Below are 25,847 nucleotides of genomic sequence, written 5' to 3' on the forward strand. Positions count from 1 at the left end.
GCCCTATCACGTCATTTATGCCGTACGTTTGCGCAGTTCGATCTCTTCCACGATGCGCACATACATCTTCTCGTTGAGGTTGTAGAAGCAGCCCATCGCCACAATGGTGATGACCGCCAGCAGGCTCGGATAGATAAAAATCAGCTGCCGCAGCCCCTCAACCGTTCCGGCGGACTGCACCACGTTGGGCACATAGCCGATCTGCGTGAGCATGATCCCCGGGAAGAAGCCCGCCAGCGCCTGCGAGACCTTACGAAAGAAGGTAAAGCCGGTATAGACCGTCCCCTCGGAGCGCACGCCGGTGCGCCACTCGCCGTATTCCACGGTATCGGACACCAGCGCCCAGTTCAGGCTGTTCACGAACGCGGAGCCGAAGAACGCCAGGCAGGAGAACGCCACAAAGCTCACCGAGCCGCCGCCGAAGAAGTAGTTAAGCAGATCGCCCGCCACCCAAATCATCAACCCGCTGATGTAGACCTTCTTCTTGCCGAAGCGCCGCACCGCGCCGGGCATCATAAAGACGCCGATAAAAATACAGCCCATGCTGAAGAAGCCCATGTACGACAGCAGGATCGGGTCGTTCAGCACGTACTGCGTGTAGTAAACCTGGATGGCGAGCTTGACGTTAAACGCGCCCAGCGTGCACAGGTTGGCGATGCACAGGATAAACAGCGGACGGTTCCCGGCGATGGCGCGAAACGACTGCAGCAGGCCCGGTTTTTGCGCCGGATTAGCAGGCTGCGTCTCGACGTAACGCTCGGTCACGCCCTTGTAGCACCACCACATAAAAAACAGCCCGAACAGCGAGAACAGCGTGGCGGCAAAGATATAGCCAAGCTGGTCGTTGCCCTCGATAAGGTTCATTACCGGGACAAAGCCCACGGTACAGAGCAGCAGGCCCAGCGTGGCGCCGCCCTGACGCCAGGCGGCCAGCGAGGCGCGCTCGTCCGGGTTTTTGGTAATGGCGGGCACCATCGCGCCGTAAGAGCAGTTCATCATGCTGAAGAACAGGCCGTACAGCATGAACAGCACCGTTGCCATTACCGTTTTGCCGGTTATCTCAAACGGCGTGCCGACGAAGTTGGCAATCGCCAGCAAGGTCACCGGGAAGGCCGCATACAGCACGAACGGGCGAAATTTTCCTTTCGGGCCGATCCTGCGCCGGGAGTCGAGCATGATCCCGGTACCCATATCGGTGAAGGCGGTAAAGAATTTGGCAATCAGGAAGATGATCCCGCCGTAGGTGCCCGGCAGGCCCAGCACGTCGGTGTAAAATTTCAGCAGATACAGCGTGCCGATATCCAGCAGGATGTTAGAGCCGAGATCGCCCATCCCGTAGGCGAGTTTTTCTTTAAACGGCAGGCGCAGGGTTGCCGGATCGGAAGTATGTTGACTCATTATTGTTCTCCGTCTGCCCGCAGGCTTTCCTGCGGGCGAGCCTTATCAGATATGACGTAAGGTGCTAAACAGATCTGCCCATTCGCTTTGCTGGCGATAGAAGACCGGCGGTTTGCCGAGCGGGGCATCAACGGTCACGTCACCGCCCCGGCAGATTTCCCCCGTCCACGCATTCACCCAGCTGTCCTGCGGCAGATAGAGCGTCCAGTCGCGGCGTCCCTCTTCATGAACCGGCGCCACCAGCAGATCGCGGCCAAACAGATACTGGTATTTCAGCGTGTAGGCGCGCGCGTCGTCCTCGTAGTGCAGGAACAGCGGACGCATCACCGGCAGGCCGCTTTTCGCATTCTGCGCGACGGCGGCTTTGATATACGGCTTCAGGGTGGTGAATACGGTGGTCATGCGCGCAAAGTGCGCGATGGTTTCAGCGTCGCCGTCGAACTGCCAGTTATCGCCGGGGCGGTTGCCCTCGTGGGTACGCATCATCGGCGTAAAGGCGCTGAAGTCGCACCAGCGCAGCAGCAGCTCCTTGCTGCGCTTCATCTCGAACAGGGTGGTATAGCCGCCGATGTCGCTGTGGTGCAGCCCGTGCCCGGTCATCGCCAGCGACAGCGCAGCAGGTACTACGGACGCCAGACCGTCGTCCAGGCTCCAGTCGACGTTCTGATCTCCCGCCCACATCATTACCGAGTGCTTCTGGCTGCCGGTGTAGCCCGCGCGCATGAAGAACAGGATCTCCCCAAGCTTGCCGGTCTCTTCCAGCGCCTCGTAGTTACATTTCGCCCACAGTGCGGGCCAGGCGTTGTGCATTATCTCCGCGCTGACGCCGTTGTGCAGGAAGGTATCGGTCGGCAGATATTCCCCGAAATCGGCCATCCAGCCGCCGCAGCCCAGTTCAATCAGGTTCTTTTTGATGACCTCTTTGTACCAGCCGTAGGCTTCCGGGTTGGTCAGGTCGATAACGCCCGCGTAGAACTCGCCGAACTCGACGTGGTAGTCCTTGCCGTCGGCATTTTTAGTCAGATAGCCGCGTTTGGCCGCCTCTTCGCAAAGGTCTCTGTCGCTGGCGACGTACGGGTTGATATAGGAAAGAAACTGCACGCCTTCCTGCTTCCACTGTGCAATACGCTCGTCAAGCTGCGGATACAGCTCGCTGTTCCACTTCCAGTTCCACATCACGCGTTTACCGAAGGAGGTCATGCGGATGCCGGACCAGTCCTGCGCCCAGATGCCGTTCACCTTTACGCCGCCCTCGCGCATGGCGTCGAGCTTCTGCTGACACACCCCGGTGCCGCCCTGAATACCCAGCGTTACGCCGTCGTAAACCCAGTCCGGCAGCTCTGGCTGTCGCCCCAGCAGGCCGGTAAGTTTTTCCAGCAGATCGACGTACGTTTCCGCACATTCGAAGCGCAGCGTGGCGTTATCCTCCCAGAACGCCAGCTCGTGAAAGTCCGGCGCGCTGAAGTCGAAGTTCATATAGCAGCTGTTGTCCACGTGGCAGTAGTACTTCCGGGTGCTCACGAAGGTAGGCTGCGGGAAGAAGGTCCAGTAGTAATCGCCGCCCGCGTTCTCTTTGCAGTCGGCCTGCCAGGTCACGTAGGTCTGCTTATTGCGGCCTACGCCCTGCTCGCTGGTCCACAGCGGGAACGGCTTGCCGCGCAGATCGAAGTACGAGAACTGCTCGCCGCAGCCGTAGATATGCTCCTCCGGCTGCGCCGCCAGCCGCAGCCAGATGCGGTTATGGCAGGTGGCATCATTTTTAAGCTTCAGCTCCAGACGGCCTTCTGCATCCACACCCACCAGCAGCGTGGCGCTCACCGCGTCGCCGCGGGTAAAGCGAATCGCCCAGCCCGCGCTTTGCCGCGTAACGGTCGCGTCCGTCAGGGCAATCTTTTCGTTGAGCTTGTCCTTAATGCTGAAGTTGCCGCGAAACATCTCGATATCGGCCTCGCCCGCGCCGATCCACAGGCAAGGCTCGTCCGTGGTGTGGGACAAAATCAGTCGGTTCTCCCAACTGAGGGTGAAACCATTTTCGTTATTTTTCAGGTCAATATTGTGTAGGGTACGCATAAAAACTCCGTCTTTATTATTTGGCCTGGCTATCCAGTAATCCGGCGGCTACGGCAGGGGCTAAGCCCGGCGCCAGCGGCAGGCGGGGGATCACCAGGCAGTGCAGCAGATGGTAAATATCCTGCTTGCCGTCCCAGACTTTGGTGGTCACTTCGTTATTGGTGTCCAGCTCCTGCCACCAGGATCCGTTCTCGTAATCCATCAGGTATTTGATGCAGTAATCCCACCATTTCTGATACCAGGCTTCGTACTGTGCCTCGCCGGTCACGGTGTAGAGGGCATAGGCCGTACCCATCGCTTCGACGATCGGCCAGCGCACGCGTTCGCGCACGATAGGCTTGCCGTCCCAGCCTACGGAGTAGACGAACCCATCGGCCCCGTCGGGCGCCCAGGCGTCGCGGATGGTGGCGTGGAACAGCCCTTTCGCATCTTCCAGCAGCCACGCCGGCGGGGTTTCAAAGCGGGCCTCCAGCGCGGCGCGCAGGTGCAGCATCAGGCGGCCCCACTCGATCCAGTGTCCCGGCGTGCCGCCGTAGGCGCGGAAGCGGTGAGCGGGGTTATCGATGTTGTAGTCGCGGATCGGGTTCCAGTCGGTGTCGAAATGCTCGTTAACGCGATACTCACCTTTGCGCGCCACGTCGTGAATAATCACCGAGGCGATGCGCAGGGCGCGGTCGAGCCATTTACGGTCGTGGGTGACGTCATACACGATGAGGAAGGCTTCCACGGCGTGCATGTTGGCGTTACCGCCGCGGTAATCTTCCGTTTTGCTGAAGGCTTCATCCCAGGACTCCAGGCACATCTGCTCCCGTTCGCTCCAGAAGTAGCGCTCAATCACCTCGATGGCGTCGTCCAGCAGCCTGCGCGCCTGCGGATGGCCGGTGGTAACGGCGCTTGCCGCACCGAGCAGCACGAAGAAGTGCTGATAGCCCTGCTTGGAGGCATCCACCACGCCTTCATCGTTAACGCAGGCGTACCAGCCGCCGTGCTGTTTGTCGCGCAGCGGGCCGTTGAGGGCATTGATGCCGTGCTCAACCAGGGCGTACGCGCCGGGCCGTCCCATGTTCGCCGCCACCGCGTAAACGTGCAGCATACGGGCGGTGATCCACAGATGCGTGCCCATATCGCTGCGAACCTGCCCGTTATTGCCCAGCCAGCCGAAGCCGGTCGGTACGGCGGCGTTTTTGCCGAAATCAAGAATGCGGTCGGTCTCTTGTTCGAGCCAGCGATTGTGGCTCAGGGTGTTAAACCATTTCATGTTCGGGTCCTTTCTTAACGGCGAGCCATCATTTCGTCGACGATCTCACCGAGACGCTGCAGTTTTGGTACGGAAATGTCGCGGAGCATCAGCCCGGTGTCAGGCAGGCCAATAACCGATGACCAGACGGCGCGTCCGGCTAAAAAGCCCGATGCCCCCGCCTGCATCGCCACGCTCACGGCGCGCGGGAATAGCTTATCGTCCACGCCGGAGGAGAGGATCACCCACGGCATGGCGATGTTCTCGTTCAGCCTCTGCGAGGCCGCCAGCAGCTCCTGCTGCGTGCCTTTGCCAAACAGCGGCATCTCCACTTTGTAGAGGTCGGCGCCGCTGTTGCCCAGCTCTTTGGCCGCGTCGATAATCGCCTGCTCGCGGTTAAACGCGGCACCGCGGCGCGGCGGACGCACAACCGGCTCGATAATGCTCAGCAGCCCGCTGTCGTGGCACAGGGTGTTGAACGCCTTCACCATCTCAAGCCGCTGCTGCGGATCTTCATCGCTGCGCCACAGCACCAGCAGCTTCAGCGCCTTGCCGCCGTCGCGTTTGACGGCCTGAGCGTCGAGGCTCTTGTCTATCACCACGCTGTCGACGGGAATACCGTTCCCCGGAATAAACTCGTCGGCCGCTACAATCATCGCGCAGCTTTTTGCCACGGCCTGCTGCTCCACAATCTGGCGATAGCAGAACTGCTGGTCGACGAGAATGGCAGAGGCGTACGGGGACAGAATTTTCGCGGCATTGACCTTAAAATCCGTCAGGTGCTGGTCGGTAACCGGCACCGGCGCGCCTGCCGCGGCAAACATCAGGCGCATCGCTTCGCGCTGATCCACGGCCAGCATCGCAAAACCGCCGGAAGGTCGGGTGATATCTTTCAGGGTGTACATCGTCATTCCTCAGTCCTTTCGTATCAGTGTGATTTTTTCAGCCCGGCAGATGCGCGAACCTGTTCAAGAATGGCCGTCCAGTCTTCGCGCCCGCGCCCGGCGGCGCGGGCCTGGCTGTAAACTTCGCGGGAGGCCGCGCCCAGCGGCATCGGCACGTGGAGCTGGTTGGCCACGTCCAGGGCGATCCCCAGATCTTTATGCGCAAGGTCGATCATGAAGGCGGGGGAAAGATCCCCTTTCAGCACCTTATTCGGCCATGAGGTGGTGAAGTGGCCTTTGCCCGCCGGCGTGCCGCTCATCACCTTCAGCGCCACCTCAAAGGAGAGGCCGAGGGCTTCACACAGCACGGCCGCCTCGGCGGAGAGGGCGTTGAGGGCGATACTCATGTAGTTATTGATGAGCTTCACGCGGATGCCCATGCCCGGCCCGCCTGCGTTAATCAGCTCGTTGCCCATCGCCATCAATATGGGGGTGGCGCGCTCAACCTGCTGCGCCGTGCCGCCTGCCAGCAGGAGCAGCGTGCCGGCGATGGCATGGTCAGACGTGCGTCCGACGGGCACGTCCATCAGGCTGAAGCCGCGGTCAGCCATGTCGCGGATCAGCGCGTCGGTTTGCAGGGGATGAATGGTCGACATATCAATCACCAGCGCGTCGCGGGATAACCCTTCGCACACGCCGTGCTCGCCGAACAGTACGCTGCGCACCAGGTCGCCGTTGGGCAGCATGGTGATGACGAACTCGGCATCCGTTGCGGCCTGTGCGGGCGTTGCCGCCGCCTTCGCGCCGCTCTCCACCAGGACCTTAACCGCCTGCGGGTTCACATCAAAGACCTGAAGCCGGTGACCTTGCTTCAACAGATTCTTCGCCATTGGCGCGCCCATCTGCCCTAAACCGATAAATGCGATTGCTGACATGCCTCTCTCCTGTCATATCGTGTCAATTTCTGCGCGTTTGTGTTGTCTGTTTTTGATCGTATTTGTAATTTATAGTCAAAAAATTGACAGGGGTCACTTTTTAAACATTTGCTGAAATTAAAATGAAGGCATCAGAAATCGCAGAAGGAATCACCATGACTCGCATTGCTTGTGTCGGCATTACCGTACTGGATCGCATCTGGTATCTCGATGATTTACCGAAGGAAGGTGGGAAATATGTCGCAAAAGACTATACGGAAGTGGGCGGCGGCCCGGCGGCAACGGCTGCGGTGGCAGCGGCGAAGCTGGGCGCGGAAGTGGATTTTATTGGCCGGGTGGGGGACGACGATACCGGCCGACGGCTGCTTGCGGAGCTGGGCTCCCTGGGGGTGAACACCCGCTACACGCGCGTGTTTAAGGGGGCCCGTTCGTCACAGTCGGCGGTGCTGGTGGACGCGAGCGGGGAGCGCGTCATTGCAAACTACCCCAGCCCGGATCTCCCTGCTGCGGCAGACTGGCTGCATGAAATCGACTTCTCTCAGTGGGATATTGTGTTAGCGGACGTGCGCTGGCATGACGGGGCAAAACAGGCGTTTACCCTTGCCCGCCAGCGGGGCGTGCCGACCCTGCTTGATGCGGATGTTACCCCGCAGGACATCGCAGAGCTGGTTGCCCTGAGCGACCACGCGGCCTTCTCCGCGCCGGGACTGCGGCGCTTAACGCAGCGGGATGAGGCCGAAGAAGCGCTGAAAAAAGCACAAACGCTCACAAATGGTCACGTATACGTCACCCAGGGGCGAGACGGCTGCTTCTGGCTGGAGAACGGCGCGTTATGCCATCAGCCGGGCTTTGAGGTGAACGTCATTGATACTACCGGCGCGGGCGACGTTTTCCACGGCGCGCTGGCGTTCAGCCTGGCCCAGCACTCCGCCGCCGCAGACGCCGTGCGTTTTGCCAGCGCCGTCGCCGCGCTGAAATGTACCAGGCCCGGCGGGCGCGCGGGTATACCCGACTGTGATCAAACCCGCTCTTTTTTGTCACTTTTTGTATAAAATGCGGGGCGTGATGGTTTTCAGAGGACAGCCCATGAGCCTTACCGAACTGACCGGCAACCCGCGCCACGATCGTCTGCTGACGCTGATTGCCGAACGCGGCTATATGAACATTGATGAACTGGCCCAGCTGCTGGATGTGTCGACGCAAACGGTGCGCCGGGATATCCGCAAGCTCAGCGAGCAGGGGCTGATCACGCGGCATCATGGCGGCGCGGGCAGGGCATCCAGCGTGGTGAACACGGCATTTGAGCAGCGCGAAGTCTCGCTTACCGAAGAAAAACGGGCGATTGCCGAAGCGATTGCGGACTATATTCCCGATGGCTCAACCATTTTTATCACTATCGGGACGACCGTGGAGCACGTTGCCCGGGCGCTGCTTAACCATAATCATCTGCGCATCATCACCAACAGCCTGCGGGTGGCGCACATTCTTTATAAGAATCCGCGTTTTGAGGTGATGGTGCCCGGCGGTACGCTGCGCCCGCATAACGGCGGCATTATCGGCCCGGCGGCGACGGCATTCGTTTCCGGCTTCCGGGCGGATTATCTCGTGACCAGCGTGGGGGCGATTGAACACGACGGCGCCATGATGGAGTTTGACGTCAATGAAGCCAGCGTGGTTAAGACCATGATCGCCCATTCCCGCCACATTTTACTGGCGGCCGATCATACGAAATACCACGCCTCCGCGGCGGTTGAAATCGGCAACGTGGCTCAGGCAACGGCGCTTTTCACCGATGAGCTGCCCGGCCCGGCGCTGCACAACCATCTTAAATCCAGCAAGGTTGAGGTTGTCGAGGTTCATTCAGGAGAAGAGCAGCAGGCTGGCTGATCGTCTTATGGCCCGATATTCCGTTTCGGGCCGTTCCTGTCTTTAAGCTGAATCTGGTGCATAGCTAAAGTTTCTCTTTCCCGCTACAGTTAGTTTTCCACGGCGAAAGGAGATAAACATGCTTTATATCTTTGACTTAGGAAATGTAATCGTCGATATCGATTTTAACCGGGTGCTGGGCGCATGGAGCGATTTTAGCCGTGTTCCGCTGGCGACGTTAAAGCAGAATTTCGCGATGGGCGAGACTTTCCACCTGCACGAGCGCGGTGAAATCAGCGACGAAGCGTTCGCTGAACGTTTCTGTCAGGAGATGGGGCTCTCGTTGAGCTACGAGCAGTTTTCCCACGGCTGGCAGGCGGTATTTGTCGCGATCCGCCCGGAAGTGATCGACATCATGCACAAGCTTCGCGCGCAGGGGCATCGCGTCGTTGTGCTGTCGAATACTAACCGCCTGCATACCACCTTCTGGCCGGATGAATACCCGGAAATCCACGCGGCGGCAGATAAAGTGTATCTCTCCCAGGAGATGGGGATGCGTAAACCGGAGGCGCAGATCTATCAGGCGGTGTTGCAGGAGGAAGGATTCACGGCGGCGGATGCGGTCTTTTTCGACGACAACGTCGATAATATAGAGGGAGCTAACCAGACAGGTATCACCTCAATTCTGGTGACCGGAAAAGAGACGATACCGAACTACTTTGCGAAGCAGTTATGCTAAAAACCGTTCATCAAAAAGCCAACCACCACACGCGCCCGCTGAGAGCGTGGCTGAAGCTCCTCTGGCACCGCATCGATGAGGACAACATGACCACGCTGGCGGGCAATCTCGCCTACGTGTCGTTGCTCTCGCTGGTGCCGCTGGTGGCGGTGGTTTTTGCGCTTTTTTCCGCGTTTCCGATGTTTGCCGATGTGAGCATGCAGCTTCGCCACTTCGTTTTCGCGAACTTTATTCCTGCCACCGGCGACGTTATCCAGAACTACATAGAACAGTTTGTGGCTAACTCCAGCAAGATGACGGCGGTGGGGGCGTGCGGGCTTATCGTCACCGCGCTGCTGCTGATGTACTCCATCGACAGCGCGCTCAACGCCATCTGGCGGAGTAAAAAAGCCCGGCCGAAGGTGTATTCCTTTGCCGTCTACTGGATGATTTTAACCCTCGGCCCGTTGCTGGCGGGGGCAAGCCTGGCCATCAGCTCTTATCTTCTTTCGCTGCGCTGGGCGAGCGATTTAAACAGCGTGATTGATAACGTGCTGCGCATCTTCCCGCTGATCCTGTCGTGGCTCTCGTTCTGGCTGCTTTACAGCGTAGTGCCGACTATCCGCGTACCCAACCGGGACGCGGTTATCGGCGCGCTGGTGGCTGCGTTGCTCTTTGAGCTGGGCAAGAAAGGATTCGCGCTTTATATCACCATGTTCCCCTCCTATCAGCTGATTTACGGCGTGCTGGCGGTGATCCCCATTTTGTTTGTCTGGGTCTACTGGACGTGGTGTATCGTCTTGCTTGGTGCGGAAATAACTGTCACTCTCGGGGTCTACCGGGAACTCAAAAAAGCAGCAGAAGCTGAAAAACAACAAGAAGCAGACCAACCATGATTGCATTAATTCAGCGCGTAACCCGTGCCAGCGTCACCGTGGCGGATGAGGTGACGGGTGAAATCGGCCCAGGACTTTTGGTGCTTCTGGGTGTCGAAAAGGATGACGACGAGCAAAAAGCCAACCGCCTGTGCGAGCGCGTGCTGGGCTACCGCATTTTCAGCGATGCGGAGGGCAAGATGAACCTGAACGTCCAGCAGGCTGGCGGCAGCGTGCTGGTGGTCTCCCAGTTTACGCTGGCCGCCGATACCGAACGCGGCATGCGCCCGAGTTTCTCAAAAGGCGCGGCCCCGGATCGCGCAGAAGCCCTTTACGAGTATTTTGTTGAGCGCTGTCGCCAACAGGAAATGCCTACACAAACCGGACGATTCGCTGCGGATATGCAGGTATCGCTGGTAAACGATGGCCCCGTCACGTTCTGGCTCCAGGTATGAGCCAACTGGCGGCCTGGCCGCGGGTAACAAGAGAGAGTACAGCTATGTATCACCTTCGAGTACCGCAAACGGAAGAAGAATTAGACGCTTATTACCATTTCCGCTGGGAAATGCTGCGCAAGCCATTACATCAACCGAAAGGATCTGAACGCGACGCCTGGGATGCAATGGCGCATCATCAGATGGTGGTTGATGAAGAGGGTAACCTCGTCGCCGTGGGGCGTCTGTATATCAACGCCGACAACGAAGCCTCTATTCGCTTTATGGCCGTTCACCCCTCCGTTCAGGACAAAGGCCTCGGCACGCTGATGGCGATGACGCTGGAATCCGTCGCCCGTCAGGAAGGGGTGAAGCGCGTGACCTGTAGCGCCCGCGAAGATGCCGTCGAGTTCTTTGCTAAGCTCGGTTTTGTGAATCAGGGGGAAATCGCCGCCCCGCAAACCACGCCGATCCGTCACTTTTTAATGATCAAACCCATCGCCACGCTCGATGACATTCTCCATCGCGCCGACTGGTGCGGGCAGCTCCAGCAGGCCTGGTATCAACACATCCCGCTCAGTGAAAAAATGGGCGTGCGCATTCAGCAATATACCGGGCAAAAATTCATCACCACCATGCCGGAAACCGGCAACCAGAATCCGCACCATACCCTTTTTGCCGGCAGCCTGTTTTCGCTGGCCACGCTCACCGGCTGGGGGCTGATCTGGCTCATGCTGCGCGAGCGTCATCTGGGCGGCACTATTATTCTCGCCGATGCCCATATCCGCTACAGCGCGCCGATCAGCGGCAAGCCGAGCGCGGTGGCCGACCTGGGCGCGCTGGGTGGCGATCTCGACCGTCTTGCGCGCGGCCGTAAGGCACGCGTGCAGATGCAGGTCGAACTGTTCGGGGATGAAACCCCGGGCGCGGTGTTTGAAGGCACCTATATCGTGCTTCCCGCTAAGCCGTATGGCGCGTATGAAGAGGGCGGGAACGAGGAGGAGTAATGTCCAGCTTCTGGAAGACGACTCGCAAAAGCGCTCGCCATTTTCAAAACGTTCTTTATCCCTGTATTCGTTAAGTGTATTTTGCCTGAAAATTAACCGCAGATGATATACTAAGGTGATATATGAGCGTTTTGGCGGAACTTGATATGGGCAGAATACTTATCGATTTGTCTGATGACGTGATTCAACGGTTGGATAACCTCAAGCAGCTGAAAAATCAGCCGCGCGCTGAACTGTTGCGGGAAGCCATTGAGCTTTACCTCGACCAACAGAGTTCTTCGATTATCCGCGATGCGCTTGGCCTGTGGGGAGACCGCAAAGAGGATGGGCTGGAGTATGAGCGTAAGCTGCGCGAGGAGTGGTAATCATGGAACACATGGCAGTGTTTGATACCAATATTCTCATCGATCTCTTTAACAATCGTGTTGAAGCGGCGGATACGATCGATCGTACCGCGTCGCATCGTGCCATCAGCTTAATTACCTGGATGGAAGTGATGGTGGGCGCGCGCAGGCATGGTCATGAAGCGAAAACGGCAGCCGTGATGGGCGCTTTTGAAATTATTGATGTGTCTCGTGATATCGCGGAAAGAAGCGTGATACTGCGTGAAAAGCATGGAATGAAACTACCTGATGCCATCATTTTGGCCACAGCCCAGAGCAGAAATTGTCCCTTGGTGTCGCGCAATACCAAAGACTTTGCCGGAATAGCCGGGGTTGTTTCCCCTTACCACCTGTAGGCCGGGCAAGCTTGCGCTGCCCGGCACTCTCTCAGGAGATTACTCCCCTTCACCCGGGAACAGGAACGGGTTGATAGAGCTACGGGCAAAGCCCTCCTGCTCCATTTTGGCGTCCAGAATCAACGAGGCGAGATCGTCGGCCACCGCTTCGACTTTCGGGTCTTTTTCCTGATACAGAATCTTCAGGTAGGTCCCGCAGTCGCCGCAGCTTTCGGCCTTCACCGCCGCGTCTTCATTTTCCAGCGACCAGTAGTTCAGATCGCGAGTCTGCTCGCAGTTGCTGCACTTCACGCGCACCACGTGCCACTCGGTTTCACACAGGTTGCAGTGCAGATAGCGCAGCCCCTGAGTGGTGCCGATCTGTACCATGCTGGAAACAGGCATTGAGCCACACACCGGACAGAACTGGCGCGCTTCGCCGTATTCGGCGCGGGCTTTACCCGGGATCAGGCTCGCCATTTGCGCCCAGTAGAGCGACAGCGCGGCCCAGATGAACGGCGCTTTATCGCTGCTCACCAGCGAGAAGTCAGACGCGAACAGCGCGCTCGCCATCTCTTCCAGCTCCTGATCGGAGGCTTTTTCCAGGTTCTCAATGACCGCCAGCGCCGTGCCGCTCATCTCGGGCTTCAGCTCGGCAATCAGCGAATGCAGCAGCTTATGCCAGTGCTTGTCGCGCGGGAGGACGTGAATGTCCAGCGGCGGCTTGCCCTGCTCGTTGGCTTCTTTGATGCGTGCGGTGAGGTCCATTTGCAGCGGGTGGTCGTACAGCACCACTTCCTGCGCATGGGCTACCAGCGCGGCAAAACGCAGAAAATCGCCCAGCGGGTTGTTCTCTGCCAGCTCGCGCAGGCGCTCTGCGCGGCGGTTGTAGAGGTTCTTGAGTCTGGGGAATAACAACGGCGGAATATACTCCGCCGTACGTTTCTCGCTCGACCCCAGCTCATCTTGCGGGATTATGCGAATACTCATTCAGATGACTTTTCCTGTTTCTGGCGGACCTCACGGTACCAGCGCGGGTGATGTTTCTTCGCCCACGTTTTGGTTACCCATCCTTCCACCATCGCGGTAATGGTGCCTTTCACCCAAAGGGCGGCGTAAATATGCACCATGATAACCACAATTAACGCTACTGCGGCAAATGAATGCAGCATCAGCGCAAATCGGATCACCGGGATTGAGAAAGCAGGCGCAAAATACGGACGCCAGATGATCACGCCGCTCACCAGCAACAGGACCAGGAAGATAATCGCCGCCCAGAATACGCATTTCTGACCGAAGTTATAACGCCCGGTATCACCTACTTCCTCGTTGACGACGATCTTACGAATATTCTTCGCCCAAAAGATATCATCCCGATTGATTAGGTTATGGTGCCAGTAGCGGAAAAACATGATGATAAACGAGGCAAACATCACCACACCCACGAACGGGTGAAGGATGCGCGCCAGCTGCGGCGTACCCAGTATCTGCATCAGCCAGTTGAAGGACGGGAAGAAGAACCCCAGCCCGCTTATCGCCGCCAGCATGAAGCAGAAGGCGGTGACCCAGTGGTTGATACGTTCCGGCGCGGTGTAGCGCACGATGGTGTCACGTTTTCTCATTTGCGCACCTCGTCTTTCTCTTCATGCAGGTTATCGTCTTCCTCTTCCGCGCGGTTCGGACCAACACCGACGTAGTGGAAGATGCTCGCTGCGAAGGTGGCAGCAAAACCGACCGCTGCCAGCGGTTTCCAGATGCCTTTCCAGAACTTCACGGTGGCGCTGATTTCCGGGTTCTCCGGCAGGCCGTGATACAGATTCGGCTTGTCGGCGTGGTGCAGCACGTACATCACGTGCGTGCCGCCAACCCCGGCCGGATCGTACAGGCCAGCGTTATCGTAACCACGGGTTTTCAGCTCGCCCACGCGCTCGGCCGCCAGCGTCTTCATATCCTCTTTGGAGCCAAAGTGGATAGCGCCCGTCGGGCAGGTCTTCACGCACGCTGGCTCCTGGCCGACGTTTACGCGGTCAACGCACAGCGTACATTTGTAGACGCGGTTGTCTTCCGGGTTCATGCGCGGCACGTCGAACGGACAGCCCGCGATGCAGTAGCCGCAGCCAATGCACTGCTCGGACTGGAAGTCGACGATACCGTTAGCATACTGAATGATAGCCCCTTCTGACGGACATGCCTTCAGGCAGCCCGGATCCGCACAGTGCATACAGCCGTCTTTGCGAATAAGCCATTCCAGTTTGTCGTTCTGCTCCACTTCCGAGAAGCGCATTACCGTCCAGGACTTGGCGGTCAGGTCCGCCGGGTTGTCGTACACCCCAACGTTGTGACCCACTTCGTCACGGATGTCGTTCCACTCCGAACAGGCCACCTGACAGGCTTTACAGCCGATACAGGTGGTTACGTCGATAAGCTTCGCCACTTCCTGCTGATGGTCCCGCGCCTGAGGCGCGGGCGTGAAACCGTTAGTCGCGGAACGACGGATAATATCCTGAGATTGATAAGCCATAAGTCGTCTCCGTTACACCTTTTCCACGTTCACGAGGAAGGCCTTAAACTCCGGCGTCTGCGTGTTCGCATCGCCGACGAACGGCGTCAGGGTGTTCGCAATGAACCCTTTCTTCGCCACGCCCTCATAGCCCCAGTGGATCGGAATACCGATGGTATCCACCTGCTGACCGTGAACGTTCAGCGTGCGAATACGCTTGGTCACCACCGCCTTGGCTTTGATATAGCCACGGTTGGAGGAGACCTTCACGGTATCGCCATGGGCAATGCCGAGCTTGTTCGCCAGCTTCTCGCCGATCTCCACAAACTGTTCCGGCTGCGCGATGGCGTTAAGCAGCGCGTGCTTGGTCCAGTAGTGGAAGTGCTCGGTCAGACGGTAGGTGGTACCCACGTACGGGAACTTGTCCTTTTTACCCAGCGCTTCAAAGTCGCCCTTGAAGATACGGGCTGCCGGGTTAGAGACCACGTTCGGGTGCAGCGGGTTAGTGCCCAGCGGCGTTTCAAACGGCTCGTAGTGTTCCGGGAACGGCCCTTCCGCCATCTTGTCGATAGCAAACAGACGGCCCATCCCTTCAGGCTGCATGATAAACGGCCCGACATCGCTGCCCGGTGCGGCAGTGCTGTAGTCCGGAATATCCACGCCGCCCCATTTCGCGCCGTCCCACTTCAGCAGCTGACGCTTCGGATCCCACGGGTTGCCCTGCGGGTCAGCGGATGCGCGGTTATAGAGGATGCGGCGGTTCAGCGGCCACGCCCATGCCCAGCCGAGCGTATTGCCCAGACCCGACGGGTCGGCGTTGTCGCGGTTGGCCATCTGGTTGCCTTTCGGCGTCCAGCTACCGGCAAAAATCCAGCAGCCGCTTGAGGTGGTACCGTCATCGCGCAGGTGCGCGAAGGTGCTGAGTTGATCGCCTTTCTTCGCCAGAACCGCACCGGTAGCCGGGTCGATAACGTCCGCCAGCGCCTTACCGTTGCTCTCCATCGCCACTTCTTCCGGCGCTGGGTTTTCTGGCGTCGAGTAGTTCCAGGTCATGTTCAGAACTGGTTCAGGGTTCGCGCCGCCTTCAGCCGCGTACATCTTACGCAGGCGTAAGAAGATACCGGCCAGGATCTCGCCGTCGTTCATGGCGATGCCCGGGGCGTCCGCGCCTTTCCAGTGCCACTGCAGCCAGCGGCCGGAGTTGACGATAGAACCGTTCTCTTCCGCGAAGCAGGTGGACGGCAGACGGAACACTTCGGTCTGGATCTTCGACGGATCGACGTCGTTCGATTCACCGTGGTTCTGCCAGAAGGTCGAGGTTTCGGTATTGAGCGGGTCAATGGTCACCAGGAACTTCAGCTTCGACAGAGACTCGACAACCTTGTTCTTGTTCGGGAACGACGCCACAGGGTTGAAGCCCTGGCAGATGTAACCGTTGACCTGGCCCTGGTGCATCATCTCGAAGTACTGGAGTACGTCGTAACCTTTGTCCCACTTCGGCAGCCAGTCAAAGCCCCAGCTGTTTTCCGCCGTCGCCTTGTCGCCGTAGAAGGCTTTCATCAGCGAGACGAAGAACTTCGGATAGTTGCCCCAGTAGTTCACCTGGCCTTCGAGCAGCGGTTTTGGCGTGCTGGCCGTCAGGTAGGTTTGCAGGTCGGTCTGTTTCTCGCTTGGCAGGTTCATGTAACCCGTCAGGCTTTGCGACAGCAGGCCGAGGTCGGTCAGACCCTGAATGTTGGAGTGGCCGCGCAGGGCGTTCACGCCGCCGCCTGCCATCCCCATGTTGCCGAGCAGCAGCTGAACCATCGCCATGGTGCGGATGTTCTGCGCGCCGATGGAGTGTTGCGTCCAGCCGAGCGCGTACAGGAACGACGCGGTTTTATCTTTCGCGCTGGTTTCCGCAATCAGCTCGCAGACCTTCAGGAAGTCCGCCTTCGGCGTACCGCAGATGTTTTCCACAACGTCCGGCGTGTAGCGCGAAACGTGCTCTTTCAGCAGGTTCCACACGCAGCGCGGGTGTTGCAGGGTGGTGTCGCGCTTCGCAAAGCCGTTTTCGTCCAGCTCGTAGTTCCAGCTGGTTTTGTCGTATCTGCGTTTTTCGGCGTCATAACCGCTGAACAGGCCATCTTCGAAGTGGTAATCCTCGCGCACGATCAGGCTGGCGTTGGTATAGGCTTCGGTGTATTCGCGGTTATATTTTTCGTTGGTCATCAGGTACAGCAATACGCCTGACAGGAAAGTGATGTCAGTACCTGAACGAATAGGGGTGTAGAAATCCGCCACTGACGCCGTACGCGTAAAGCGGGGATCGATCACAATCAGTTTCGCACCGTTGTGGATTTTGGCTTCCATCGCCCAGCGGAACCCGACAGGGTGCGCTTCAGCGGCGTTACCGCCCATCACCACGATAAGGTTGGCGTTCTTGATGTCGACCCAGTGGTTGGTCATCGCACCGCGACCAAATGTTGGAGCAAGACTTGCTACCGTTGGTCCGTGTCAGACACGCGCCTGGTTGTCGACCGCGAGCATGCCGAGTGCGCGCGTGAATTTCTGGGTTAAATAACCGGTTTCGTTACTGGACGCTGAAGCACACAGCATCCCGGTGGAGAGCCAGCGGTTAACCGTGACGCCGTCGGCGTTTTTCTCAATAAAGTTGGCATCGCGGTCTTCTTTAATGTGTTTTGCGATGCGGTCAAACGCCTCTTCCCAGCTAATTTGCTGCCACTTGTCGGAGCCAGGCGCGCGGTATTCCGGGAATTTAAGGCGGCTTTCGGAGTGGATAAAGTCCACCAGACCGGCCCCTTTCGGGCACAGCGCGCCGCGGTTGACCGGGTGATCCGGGTCGCCTTCGATATGGAAGATAGATGCTTTGGCGTTTTTCGCACCGTCGCCGAGGCTATACATCAACAGCCCACAGCCGACGGAGCAGTACGTACAGGTGTTACGGGTTTCGCGGGTACGCAGCAGTTTGTACTGCCGCGTTTCCGCCAGCGCTACGCCGGGCGCAAAGCCCAGTGCCGCCGCCGTGGTGCCTGCCATACCGCCAGCGCAGATCTTAAAGAACTGCCTTCTGCTGACCTGCATGGGTCACTCCTTGTTCGACATTGCTTATATATGTAGTTTTTACTTCGCGGTTGAGAATGGACCGCAAAGGAGAAAAATTTGCGTTAATCCCTCATGTCTCCGAGGGATATGCCCAGAATACCACAATGTCGGTACGCCTGTTCCAACGGCGTTAAAACAAAGTGAACGTATTATCACTCCATTGATTATAAAATGTGATATCAATCACAATATTAACCCTGCATGTTAAAGGGGTGTAGCAGGAGGCAGGTTGCACCTCTCCCAAGTGAGTAGGTAAACTTGTCGAAGATGGCTGCTGAAAAGTTGATCCATACTATGCGTATCGCCTGTGATTTATGCTGCAATAGCAGGCTCACTTCCGTGGTTGTTCAGGAATACCGTTGTGTCTAAACAAAACCGTGCTACCCACGCGTCGCCACTGCCTGCGGGCATCGTGGAACTGTCGGTGCACAGACCGCCCCACATTTCGCATGCCACGCCGGATTTTCTGGCGGAAGAAGTTCCCGTTGCCCTGGTGTACAACGGTATTTCGCACGTGGTGATGATGGCCTCGCCGAAAGATCTTGAGCTGTTCGCCATTGGTTTTTCCCTCTCGGAAGGCATCATTGCGCATCCGCAGGAGATCTACGGCATGGACGTCGTGCAGGCCTGCAACGGTCTTGAAGTGCAAATTGAGCTCTCCAGCCGTCGCTTTATGGGGCTGAAAGCGCGCCGCCGCGCGCTGGCCGGACGAACCGGCTGCGGCGTGTGCGGCGTTGAACAGCTTAACGATATCGGCAAGCCCATTGTCCCGCTGCCGTTTACCCAGACGTTTAATCTGGCGCATCTTGACCGGGCGCTCGGGCACCTGAACGACGTGCAGCCTGTCGGCCAGCTCAGCGGCTGTACGCACGCGGCGGCGTGGGTTTTGCCGTCCGGGGATATTGCGGGCGGACATGAAGATGTGGGCCGTCACGTGGCGCTGGATAAGCTGTTAGGCCGCCGCGCACGGGAAAGCACGCTCTGGCAGCAGGGCGCGGCACTGGTTTCCAGCCGCGCCAGCTATGAGATGGTGCAAAAGTCCGCGATGTGCGGGGTAGAGATCCTGTTTGCGGTGTCGGCGGCAACCACGCTGGCGGTGGAAGTGGCGGAGCGCTGCAACCTGACGCTGGTGGGGTTCTGCAAGCCGGGAAGGGCGACGATTTATACCCATCCACAGCGGTTAATAGTTAATCAGTAATTTTGAATGATAATAGCAAATCCTTCCGCTATCAGTTGAACGGGATGAGGACTAATATTTATCTCATCAAGGCACGGTGCCTTACCTAAACAACTTAACGAAAGGGTTTAAATCATGAAAAGCATCAAAACTTTTGTCGCTGTAATCGCTCTGGCTGCTTCATTCGGTTCTTTCGCTGCACAGACCGTCACCGCTTCCGCCTCCACGCTGGATGGTGCAGAAGCGAAAATCGCCGCGCAGGCTCAGGAAGCGGGCGCGTCATCCTACAAAATTACCCAGGCGTTCACCGGTAACCGCGTGCACATGACCGCTGAACTGAACAAATAAGCCGTATTGCCACTGTCCCTCGCTCTTCGGAGCGGGGACAGGTGTAAATTAAATATCACTGGCAAAGGCTTTACCTCTCCTTATTTCCTCTTTATTGTCTCTTCTGTTTATCCTTCGTCGTTAAATAAACCTCTAAAATAATATTTCTGGCCAGGTTGGCGATAATATTATTTAAATCTATGCTTTTTCTCACCCGAAGCAATTTTCTTGCTTGTTATATTCGTTTTCCAAATGCTTGATCTTAATAATTAAGGAATTCCTCAGGCGTTAATCCTAAAGATGAAGCAGATAATTGATAGGGGTTATTGATGCTGGTATTTTCCTGCAATTAATATTGATTTTCTAACCCCTTGGTCAAATGTTGGCATTTGGCTTTATTTGTACTTCACCTTAATAAGGAAATTGAATGAACGCGCTTATCAAAAAAGGAGTGCTGGCCACAGCGTTAGCGATGTCGGTTAATACGGCCATGGCTGCACAAAGCATTGATATTAAGGTCACCGGTAAAATTCTTCCGTCATCCTGTACCCCAGCCTTCCCAAGCGGCGGCGGTGTAGCTGACTTCGGTACCATGAAAGTTTCCTCTCTCAATTCGACAAGTGAAACCCCGCTGGCGGATATGAAAGAAATTCCCGTTACCATTACCTGTGAGGAAGCCACGCGTGTTGCGGTGAAGTTTACCGATGCGCGTGACGACTCCTCTCCAACAGAAAGTGTCAAAATAGGTAATGGTTTTGTAGGCTCACCAAATTCTGTGTTTGGTCTGGGAATGTATAACGATAAAAAAATTGGTGCCTATGCATTAGCGTTATTCCGCAACCAGGGCGCAAACACTAATGGTAATGGTGATCCACTTTATCCATTGATAAGCATAGATGGCGGAAAAGGCTGGGTTGTTAGAGGCGCCGACTATATGCAAATTAACAGCGACAATTCTGAAATATATGCTTTCACTTCAGATAAGGCAGGTAGCGCGCCTTCTCCAGAAAGTAAGATCAACTTCAAAGTTGCTGTAAGCGCCACAATTAACCCAACCAACGATTTAAACGTCACGGATGAAGTGACGCTGGACGGTTTAACCAACGTAGAGCTGGTTTACCTCTGATTATCGCACTGTTGATAATTCACTGCTCCTCTGATTAGGGGAGCAGTCCCCATCAATATTAACGGACTAATATTATGATTCTCTGTAAAAAAACGTTGCTCTGCGTTTGCCTCTTTTCGTCGTTGCAGACGTTTGCCGCCGGTATGGTGCCAGAAACTTCTCTGCTGTTAATTAACGAAGACGAGCGGGGAGCGAGCATGGATGTGAAAAATAGCGACGATACCGCCCAGCTTCTTTATACCCGCATTGTCGATTTACCGGACGATCCAAAACCCGGCGTGGTTGTCACTCAACCGGTGGTGCGCGTGAATGCCGGAAAAACGCAGCGCGTACGCTTTGTCTTAAAAGACAGCGCGGAAAAATTAAAAACTGAACACTTAAAGCGCGTCATCTTTTCCACTATTCCGCAACGAGAGCAGAATAAAGTGAAAATGGTTTTCAGCCAGAATCTGCCCGTCATTATTCGCCCGGCAGGTCTCGACGTGAATATGGAGCCCTGGAAAGATCTGCGCTGGCAGATTAAAAACGGCAGCCTGACGGTGGTAAACGATACCCCTTATGTGGTGCGTATGGAGCAACACGCAAAATTACTACCGTCCGGAATTAAGGTGAAATTCGACAAAAGCTATATTCTTCCCGGACAGACGATGATAGCGGCGTCGGATAACACATTATCAGGGCAGAATAACAAGGTGGAAATGTACCCTGCCACCCGCTTTGGCTATAAAGCCGGTTCTTACGTTGCTGAATTAAAATAATAAAAGACGGAGTGGCCATGATAATTTCCACCTGTAAAACAGGCGTGCTGGCATTTTGCCTGAGCGCGGTGGCGTTCGGCATTCGTGCAGAAATTCATCCCACTACAGCGCCCGCTATGGAGCTGGCAAGAGCGTTTTTCGATACCGAAGCGTTAAAACAGAGTGGCCTCGATCCGGCAATTGCTGACTATTATGCCGTCTCCCCGCGATTTATACCGGGCTATCATAACGTCACCGTGGTAATTAACGGCAAAAAGCGCGGCATTATGCCCGTGAAGTTTAATGACGAAGGTCTTCCCTGTATTGATAGCGAATTTCTGGATGCCGCTGGGTTATATAAAAAACTCAAGCGCGAAACGTGCCCTTCAATTCACCAGTACTGGAAAAACGCGACGGTCGTCACTTCTCCGGACGTCGACGAAATTTCACTGGTTGTTCCGCCAGAGGCCATTAACCCGGAAAGCGGCCGTCAGGTGGCTGACGTGCGCGGCGGACGCGCGGCTATGCTGAACTACTCCATGTTTGGCACCCATTACGACTTCGATAATGATAAATCCGATCGCTTTCAGTCTTCGTTTGAGTTTGGCTTTAACGCCGGCGACTGGATTGTGCGCAGCTCGCAGTTTATCAGCGACGGCAGCGGCATGGCCTTCGAGAGCGAATCGCTTTATACCTATGCACAGCGCACCTTTACCGACTACGGCGTGATGGTGCAGGGGGGGCAAATTAACATCGCCAACAGCCGCTTCAGTATGCCGGGCATTTATGGCGTACAGATGATGCCGGATAACGCCCTTCAGCCTGGCTATAGCAGCGGCATTGAGGTGAGCGGTATAGCCCGTAACGCCCAGGCGCGCGTGGACATTCGCCAGGGCGGACAGCTGATTTTCTCCACGCTGGTGCCGGCCGGGCCGTTCACCTTAAGCGATGTACCCATTGCCAACCTGAACACGGATTTAAGCGTCACGGTGGCGGAAACCGACGGCAGCGAAAGCCATTTCACGGTTGCCGCCAGCACCTTCCGTAGCAACCACGTGGGCCGCGCGCCGGGCTTTTCCCTGGCCGTCGGGCGTGCGGAGGACATGGAGACGAGCTTTACGCAGCCGTGGATTGTCGCCGCGTCAAACGGCTGGTCCATTAACAGCCGGATGAACTTTCTCGCCGGCATGGTGATGGCGGATAACCACTATTACGGCTTCTCCGCCAACGTTGACACCGTGCCGATGCAGCATATGTACGCCTCGCTGGGCTTTCTCGGCTCCGTTGATAACCTCTCGCAAACCGACGGTAACAAAACCACGCTGGATCTCGGCTACGCATTACCGTGGGGGCTCGGCCTGTCCCTTGGCGGGAGCTACGGTACGCCGAAGTACCGGGAAATGCAGGAGCTTTACAGCGACGACGACGATTACTCGACCACGAAATACGACACCAACGTTGGCGTAAGCTGGGCTAACACGACGCTGGGCCATTTCTCGCTGAGCTATTACAACAACCAGACCTGGAACAGCGAATACGACAGCCGCCGCATCATTTCGTCATGGTCCCGGTCGTTCCGCTATTTCAACGTCAGCGTAAACTGGGAGTCAGACATCAGCCACGGTGATAAGTACGCCAGCGACAGCGATATGTTTTACGTGAACGTCTCTGTGCCTCTGGGCCGCTCCGGCGTGTCCACCAACAGCTGGTATCGTGAAAACGAGGGCAAAGCCTCTTACGGCACCCGCGCAATGGGTTCACTTAACGATGAAAATACCTACACGGTGGGCGTCTCTCAGGATCGCGACGACAGCGTAACCAGCTGGGATGGTTCACTGAACAGTAACCTGCACTACACCACGCTCGCGTTGGGGATTGGCGGTGACAATGAAAGCAACCGCAACTCCTCGATCGCGCTGAGCGGCGGCGTTGTCGCGCACGGTGATGGCGTCACCTTCTCTCCCTATCCGGTGACGGATACCTATGCGGTTGTGGCGCTGGACAAGCCCGTTGCCGGAGTGGCGATCGGCACCCCGCGCGGAAACGTCTGGACGGACAAATGGGGCAGAGCGGTTGTCCCCGCCCTGACGCCGTTTAGCGAAAGTACGGTTGAGATAGATACCCAAAGCCTGCCGGGCAACCTGGACGTCAGCAACGGCCACGCGTCGCTGAAGGCCTCCCACGGGGCATTTGCTCACTGGAAGTTCACCACCCTGAGCCAGCGCCGCGTGCTGCTGAACATTACGCGCGCGGACGGCACGCCGTTACCGAAAGGCGTCTCCGTTGTGAACGGCACAGGGGAGTACGTCACCTCTGCACCGGAGGACGGCATCATTTTCCTCAATGATATTTCCGCCAGCCAGACGCTGTACGCGAAGCTGGATACTGGCCGCTGCACGCTGAGCTTTAGCTTACCGGAAGCGGACCCCACTCAATTCTACGAGGAGATAAACGGAAAATGTCTCTGATTATTCGTCGCACGTGTTTACTGCTGCTGGCCTGCGTCGCCCTCAGCCACGCTTCCTCCGTCCTGGCAGAAGAGGAGTGTCAGGTCGTTTCTTCAGTAAAGACTATCAATAATGGTCTGCTGCGTCGGGAGACGATGCGCGAGGTCAGCACGGATATAGGCGGGAAAACGTACCGGGGCTACGCCTCGTCAGAGCGTGAGATCCAGGTGTCGGCCATCTGCCCGGACGCGCGCAGGATCCGACTTCAGGTGGACGGTCCGGCCCGTGGAAATAAAGCGTATCGCTTCAGCGACAGCGGCGTGCTGAAAATCACGGCGAAAGAGGCCCGCATGGATAATGGTGCCGTGCAGCTGGCAGCCGTGCCGCGCGGATCGGCGCAGATAACCGCTGGCGCGGCGGAGGTCGTGCTGCCGCCGGATATGTCTCTCGTGGCGGTGAACGGCAGCGAGGTGGCGGGCAAACAGCTGGTCGTTACGCTCTCCGTGGTCACTTACCTTAACGATAGCGCGTTTAAGACGGGCAATACGGCGGAGCTCGAAGAAATGCTGACGGTGAATTACGTTACCCTCGCGGCGCAGTAAACGCCGCCTTGCCCGACGGACGCGCGCTGTCGGGCTTTTTTACTCTACTCCTGCCAGGCGCAGCAGCGCCGTCACTACCGCAGCCGCCACGATCACCACAATCAACGGCATTTTGCGCCAGGCCAGAAACACCGCAAATCCCACGCCCAGCACGCGCGCCATCCCGGCGAAGTGTTCCCCTTCATAGAAGGTGGTCGCCAGCGCGACGGAGAACAGCAGCACCGTTGCCGCATCTGAAAGCAGCGCCTGCGAGCGTTCAGAAAGCGCCAGCCGGCTGCCGAGCCTGGCTCCGCCAAGACGCATCAGATAGGTTCCCGCAGATAAAATGGCGATGCCGAGAATAAAGACCGTCATGTTGTCCATTATTTTTTCCTCGCGGCGAGACCCAGTAAAGAGAGCAGAACCGGCAGGCCCACCGGAGCGAACGGCACGGCGGCCAGCGACAGCGCCGCGCCGCTGCAGGCGCGGACAAGCGTGGTGCGGTTTTTAAATGCCGGTACCACTAATGCCAGCAGGATCGCCGGAAACACCGCGTCCAGCCCGATGGTTTCCGGGGCAGGCAGCAGCGTGCCGACCAGTGCGCCCAGCACCGCCCCCAGCGGCCAGACGATCGCCACGCCCAGGCCGCACAGCCAGTAGGCCGCCTTTCGCTGCTCGGCGGTTTTTTGCGACAGGCCGAACACCACGCTTTCATCGTTCATGATATGGCAGCCCAAAAGGCTCAGGCCGCGCTTGCCCACCAGGTCGCGCACCGTTACGCCGAACGGCACGTGGCGGGCGTTCACCAGTAAACCCGCAGCGGCCGCCGCCAGCGGGTTGCCGCCGCTCGCCACGATGCCGATAAACATAAATTCAGACGCGCCCGCCAGCACGGTGAGGGAGAGGATAAACGGCACCCAGAGCGGGAAGCCGTAGGCCATCGCCAGCGAGCCGTAGGACATGCCGACCACGCCCACCGCGAGGCAGACCAGGACAATCGCTTTTATCGTGTCGCCTTTCAGGCAAGAGAGGTGATGTTTCATACCATTTTAGCCATATCGAACGTATTTCCATTATAATGAACGCATCAAAAACGTTTTACAAGGCGAACGATTCGTTCGTTATAGAGAGACAGAGGCCGTTTTATGACGCAGCCAATCAGCGTGATCGCCAAAAGCCTGGTGCGGGAACGCCTGCGAACCGGGCTTTCGCTGGCGGAGATTGCACGCCGTGCCGGGATCGCCAAATCCACGCTTTCTCAGCTGGAGTCCGGCAACGGCAATCCTAGCCTGGAAACGCTCTGGTCGTTGTGCGTGGCGCTGGATATTCCCTTCGCCCGGCTTCTGGAGCCGCAGCAGCCTGCCACGCAGGTGATCCGCCGCGGCGAAGGAACAAAAGTGGTCGCCGGGCAGGCGAACTACGAGGCTATTTTGCTGGCGGCGTGTCCGCCGGGCGCGCGTCGCGATATTTATCTGCTGCTGACTCAGCCGGGAGCCGACCGTATTTCCCAGCCGCATCCGCCCGGATCGGTCGAACACATCATCGTGACGCAGGGGCGGGCGATGGTTGGCCTGGTCGACGCGGCGGAAGAGCTTGGTCCGGGAGATTACATTTGCTACCCCGCCGACCAGCCGCATATCTTTAAGGCGCTGGAGCCAGACACGCACGCGCTTCTGGTGGCCGAACAAAATTAACGAAGATACGG

General features: G+C 57.4%; 26 protein-coding genes. 15 read left to right on the plus strand and 11 right to left on the minus strand.

Annotation, left to right across the window (positions count from 1 at the left end):
* Positions 1 to 15 precede the first annotated feature (15 nt).
* Genes IM304_RS19055 through yihU form a run of 5 tightly spaced genes read right to left on the minus strand, consistent with a single transcriptional unit; the run spans position 16 to position 6,524 of the window.
* A complete protein-coding gene (locus IM304_RS19055) occupies positions 16 to 1,398 on the minus strand; it encodes an MFS transporter (protein WP_126787024.1) in 1,383 nt (460 codons plus the stop codon).
* 45 nt (positions 1,399 to 1,443) lie between these two features.
* Positions 1,444 to 3,468 carry an alpha-glucosidase gene (locus IM304_RS19060; RefSeq protein WP_193355928.1) on the minus strand — a complete coding sequence of 675 codons (2,025 nt, stop codon included), beginning with the start codon at positions 3,466 to 3,468 and terminating at the stop codon, positions 1,444 to 1,446.
* A 16-nt stretch (positions 3,469 to 3,484) separates the two neighbouring features.
* Positions 3,485 to 4,726: a sulfoquinovose isomerase gene (yihS, locus tag IM304_RS19065; RefSeq protein ID WP_038985317.1), complete on the minus strand. Its 1,242-nt coding sequence runs from the start codon at positions 4,724 to 4,726 to the stop codon at positions 3,485 to 3,487.
* Positions 4,727 to 4,740: 14 nt separating this feature from the next.
* Positions 4,741 to 5,616 carry a sulfofructosephosphate aldolase gene (gene yihT / locus IM304_RS19070; RefSeq protein ID WP_193355927.1) on the minus strand — a complete coding sequence of 292 codons (876 nt, stop codon included), beginning with the start codon at positions 5,614 to 5,616 and terminating at the stop codon, positions 4,741 to 4,743.
* 17 nt (positions 5,617 to 5,633) lie between these two features.
* Positions 5,634 to 6,524: a sulfolactaldehyde 3-reductase gene (gene yihU / locus IM304_RS19075; protein ID WP_193355926.1), complete on the minus strand. Its 891-nt coding sequence runs from the start codon at positions 6,522 to 6,524 to the stop codon at positions 5,634 to 5,636.
* A 155-nt stretch (positions 6,525 to 6,679) separates the two neighbouring features.
* Here yihU and IM304_RS19080 point away from each other — a divergent pair, with 155 nt between their 5' ends.
* The 8 genes from IM304_RS19080 (at position 6,680) to IM304_RS19115 (ending at position 12,163) form a co-directional block, all read left to right on the plus strand.
* On the plus strand, positions 6,680 to 7,576 hold the full coding sequence (locus IM304_RS19080; RefSeq protein WP_193355925.1) for a sugar kinase: 897 nt from the start codon (positions 6,680 to 6,682) through the stop codon (positions 7,574 to 7,576).
* Positions 7,577 to 7,610: 34 nt separating this feature from the next.
* On the plus strand, positions 7,611 to 8,411 hold the full coding sequence (locus IM304_RS19085) for a DeoR/GlpR family DNA-binding transcription regulator (RefSeq protein ID WP_193355924.1): 801 nt from the start codon (positions 7,611 to 7,613) through the stop codon (positions 8,409 to 8,411).
* Positions 8,412 to 8,529: 118 nt separating this feature from the next.
* A complete protein-coding gene (gene yihX, locus IM304_RS19090; RefSeq protein WP_193355923.1) occupies positions 8,530 to 9,129 on the plus strand; it encodes a glucose-1-phosphatase in 600 nt (199 codons plus the stop codon).
* Positions 9,123 to 10,004, plus strand: coding sequence for a virulence factor BrkB family protein (locus tag IM304_RS19095; RefSeq protein ID WP_193355922.1), 882 nt, complete (start codon positions 9,123 to 9,125; stop codon positions 10,002 to 10,004). Before yihX ends, IM304_RS19095 begins: the two co-directional genes overlap by 7 nt.
* Positions 10,001 to 10,438: a D-aminoacyl-tRNA deacylase gene (dtd, locus tag IM304_RS19100; RefSeq protein ID WP_148422532.1), complete on the plus strand. Its 438-nt coding sequence runs from the start codon at positions 10,001 to 10,003 to the stop codon at positions 10,436 to 10,438. Before IM304_RS19095 ends, dtd begins: the two co-directional genes overlap by 4 nt.
* 44 nt (positions 10,439 to 10,482) lie before the next feature.
* Positions 10,483 to 11,424 (plus strand): fatty acid biosynthesis protein FabY, encoded by a 942-nt coding sequence (fabY, locus tag IM304_RS19105; protein ID WP_176609165.1) that lies wholly within the window; start codon positions 10,483 to 10,485, stop codon positions 11,422 to 11,424.
* Positions 11,425 to 11,546: 122 nt separating this feature from the next.
* Complete coding sequence (locus IM304_RS19110; RefSeq protein ID WP_023618112.1) at positions 11,547 to 11,789, plus strand: ribbon-helix-helix protein, CopG family; 243 nt, start codon at positions 11,547 to 11,549, stop codon at positions 11,787 to 11,789.
* Between the two features lie 2 nt (positions 11,790 to 11,791).
* Complete coding sequence (locus IM304_RS19115) at positions 11,792 to 12,163, plus strand: type II toxin-antitoxin system VapC family toxin (protein ID WP_193355921.1); 372 nt, start codon at positions 11,792 to 11,794, stop codon at positions 12,161 to 12,163.
* Between the two features lie 39 nt (positions 12,164 to 12,202).
* Here IM304_RS19115 and fdhE read toward each other — a convergent pair whose 3' ends face one another.
* Genes fdhE through fdnG form a run of 4 tightly spaced genes read right to left on the minus strand, consistent with a single transcriptional unit; the run spans position 12,203 to position 17,726 of the window.
* A complete protein-coding gene (gene fdhE, locus IM304_RS19120) occupies positions 12,203 to 13,132 on the minus strand; it encodes a formate dehydrogenase accessory protein FdhE (protein ID WP_022652077.1) in 930 nt (309 codons plus the stop codon).
* Complete coding sequence (gene fdoI, locus IM304_RS19125) at positions 13,129 to 13,764, minus strand: formate dehydrogenase cytochrome b556 subunit (RefSeq protein WP_015569914.1); 636 nt, start codon at positions 13,762 to 13,764, stop codon at positions 13,129 to 13,131. Before fdoI ends, fdhE begins: the two co-directional genes overlap by 4 nt.
* Positions 13,761 to 14,663, minus strand: a complete 903-nt coding sequence (gene fdxH / locus IM304_RS19130; RefSeq protein ID WP_003861960.1) for a formate dehydrogenase subunit beta — start codon at positions 14,661 to 14,663, stop codon at positions 13,761 to 13,763. Before fdxH ends, fdoI begins: the two co-directional genes overlap by 4 nt.
* A gap of 12 nt (positions 14,664 to 14,675) precedes the next feature.
* Positions 14,676 to 17,726 (minus strand): formate dehydrogenase-N subunit alpha, encoded by a 3,051-nt coding sequence (gene fdnG / locus IM304_RS19135; protein ID WP_148422527.1) that lies wholly within the window; start codon positions 17,724 to 17,726, stop codon positions 14,676 to 14,678.
* Between the two features lie 382 nt (positions 17,727 to 18,108).
* Between fdnG and fdhD the strand changes: the two genes are divergently transcribed.
* The 6 genes from fdhD (at position 18,109) to IM304_RS19165 (ending at position 24,163) form a co-directional block, all read left to right on the plus strand.
* Positions 18,109 to 18,945, plus strand: a complete 837-nt coding sequence (gene fdhD / locus IM304_RS19140; RefSeq protein WP_148422526.1) for a formate dehydrogenase accessory sulfurtransferase FdhD — start codon at positions 18,109 to 18,111, stop codon at positions 18,943 to 18,945.
* 114 nt (positions 18,946 to 19,059) lie between these two features.
* On the plus strand, positions 19,060 to 19,272 hold the full coding sequence (locus IM304_RS19145; protein WP_015569916.1) for a DUF1471 domain-containing protein: 213 nt from the start codon (positions 19,060 to 19,062) through the stop codon (positions 19,270 to 19,272).
* Positions 19,273 to 19,678: 406 nt separating this feature from the next.
* Positions 19,679 to 20,377: a DUF1120 domain-containing protein gene (locus IM304_RS19150; RefSeq protein ID WP_193355920.1), complete on the plus strand. Its 699-nt coding sequence runs from the start codon at positions 19,679 to 19,681 to the stop codon at positions 20,375 to 20,377.
* 74 nt (positions 20,378 to 20,451) lie between these two features.
* A complete protein-coding gene (locus tag IM304_RS19155; protein WP_193355919.1) occupies positions 20,452 to 21,135 on the plus strand; it encodes a fimbria/pilus chaperone family protein in 684 nt (227 codons plus the stop codon).
* 17 nt (positions 21,136 to 21,152) lie between these two features.
* On the plus strand, positions 21,153 to 23,582 hold the full coding sequence (locus IM304_RS19160) for a fimbrial biogenesis outer membrane usher protein (RefSeq protein WP_193355918.1): 2,430 nt from the start codon (positions 21,153 to 21,155) through the stop codon (positions 23,580 to 23,582).
* Positions 23,573 to 24,163, plus strand: a complete 591-nt coding sequence (locus IM304_RS19165) for a hypothetical protein (protein WP_193355917.1) — start codon at positions 23,573 to 23,575, stop codon at positions 24,161 to 24,163. The genes IM304_RS19160 and IM304_RS19165 overlap by 10 nt, the downstream gene beginning before the upstream one ends.
* A gap of 39 nt (positions 24,164 to 24,202) precedes the next feature.
* On the opposite strand, the gene IM304_RS19170 is transcribed toward IM304_RS19165, so the two are convergent.
* Positions 24,203 to 24,526 carry an AzlD domain-containing protein gene (locus IM304_RS19170; RefSeq protein WP_193355916.1) on the minus strand — a complete coding sequence of 108 codons (324 nt, stop codon included), beginning with the start codon at positions 24,524 to 24,526 and terminating at the stop codon, positions 24,203 to 24,205.
* On the minus strand, positions 24,526 to 25,185 hold the full coding sequence (locus IM304_RS19175) for an AzlC family ABC transporter permease (protein ID WP_193355915.1): 660 nt from the start codon (positions 25,183 to 25,185) through the stop codon (positions 24,526 to 24,528). The genes IM304_RS19170 and IM304_RS19175 overlap by 1 nt, the downstream gene beginning before the upstream one ends.
* Positions 25,186 to 25,287: 102 nt before the next feature.
* On the opposite strand from IM304_RS19175, the gene IM304_RS19180 reads away from it, so the two are divergent.
* Positions 25,288 to 25,836, plus strand: coding sequence for a helix-turn-helix domain-containing protein (locus tag IM304_RS19180; RefSeq protein ID WP_148422519.1), 549 nt, complete (start codon positions 25,288 to 25,290; stop codon positions 25,834 to 25,836).
* The last annotated feature ends 11 nt before the right edge of the window (positions 25,837 to 25,847 follow it).

It is taken from the genome of Enterobacter cloacae complex sp. P40C2 (genome assembly GCF_014930695.1).
Lineage (GTDB): Bacteria > Pseudomonadota > Gammaproteobacteria > Enterobacterales > Enterobacteriaceae > Enterobacter > Enterobacter pasteurii.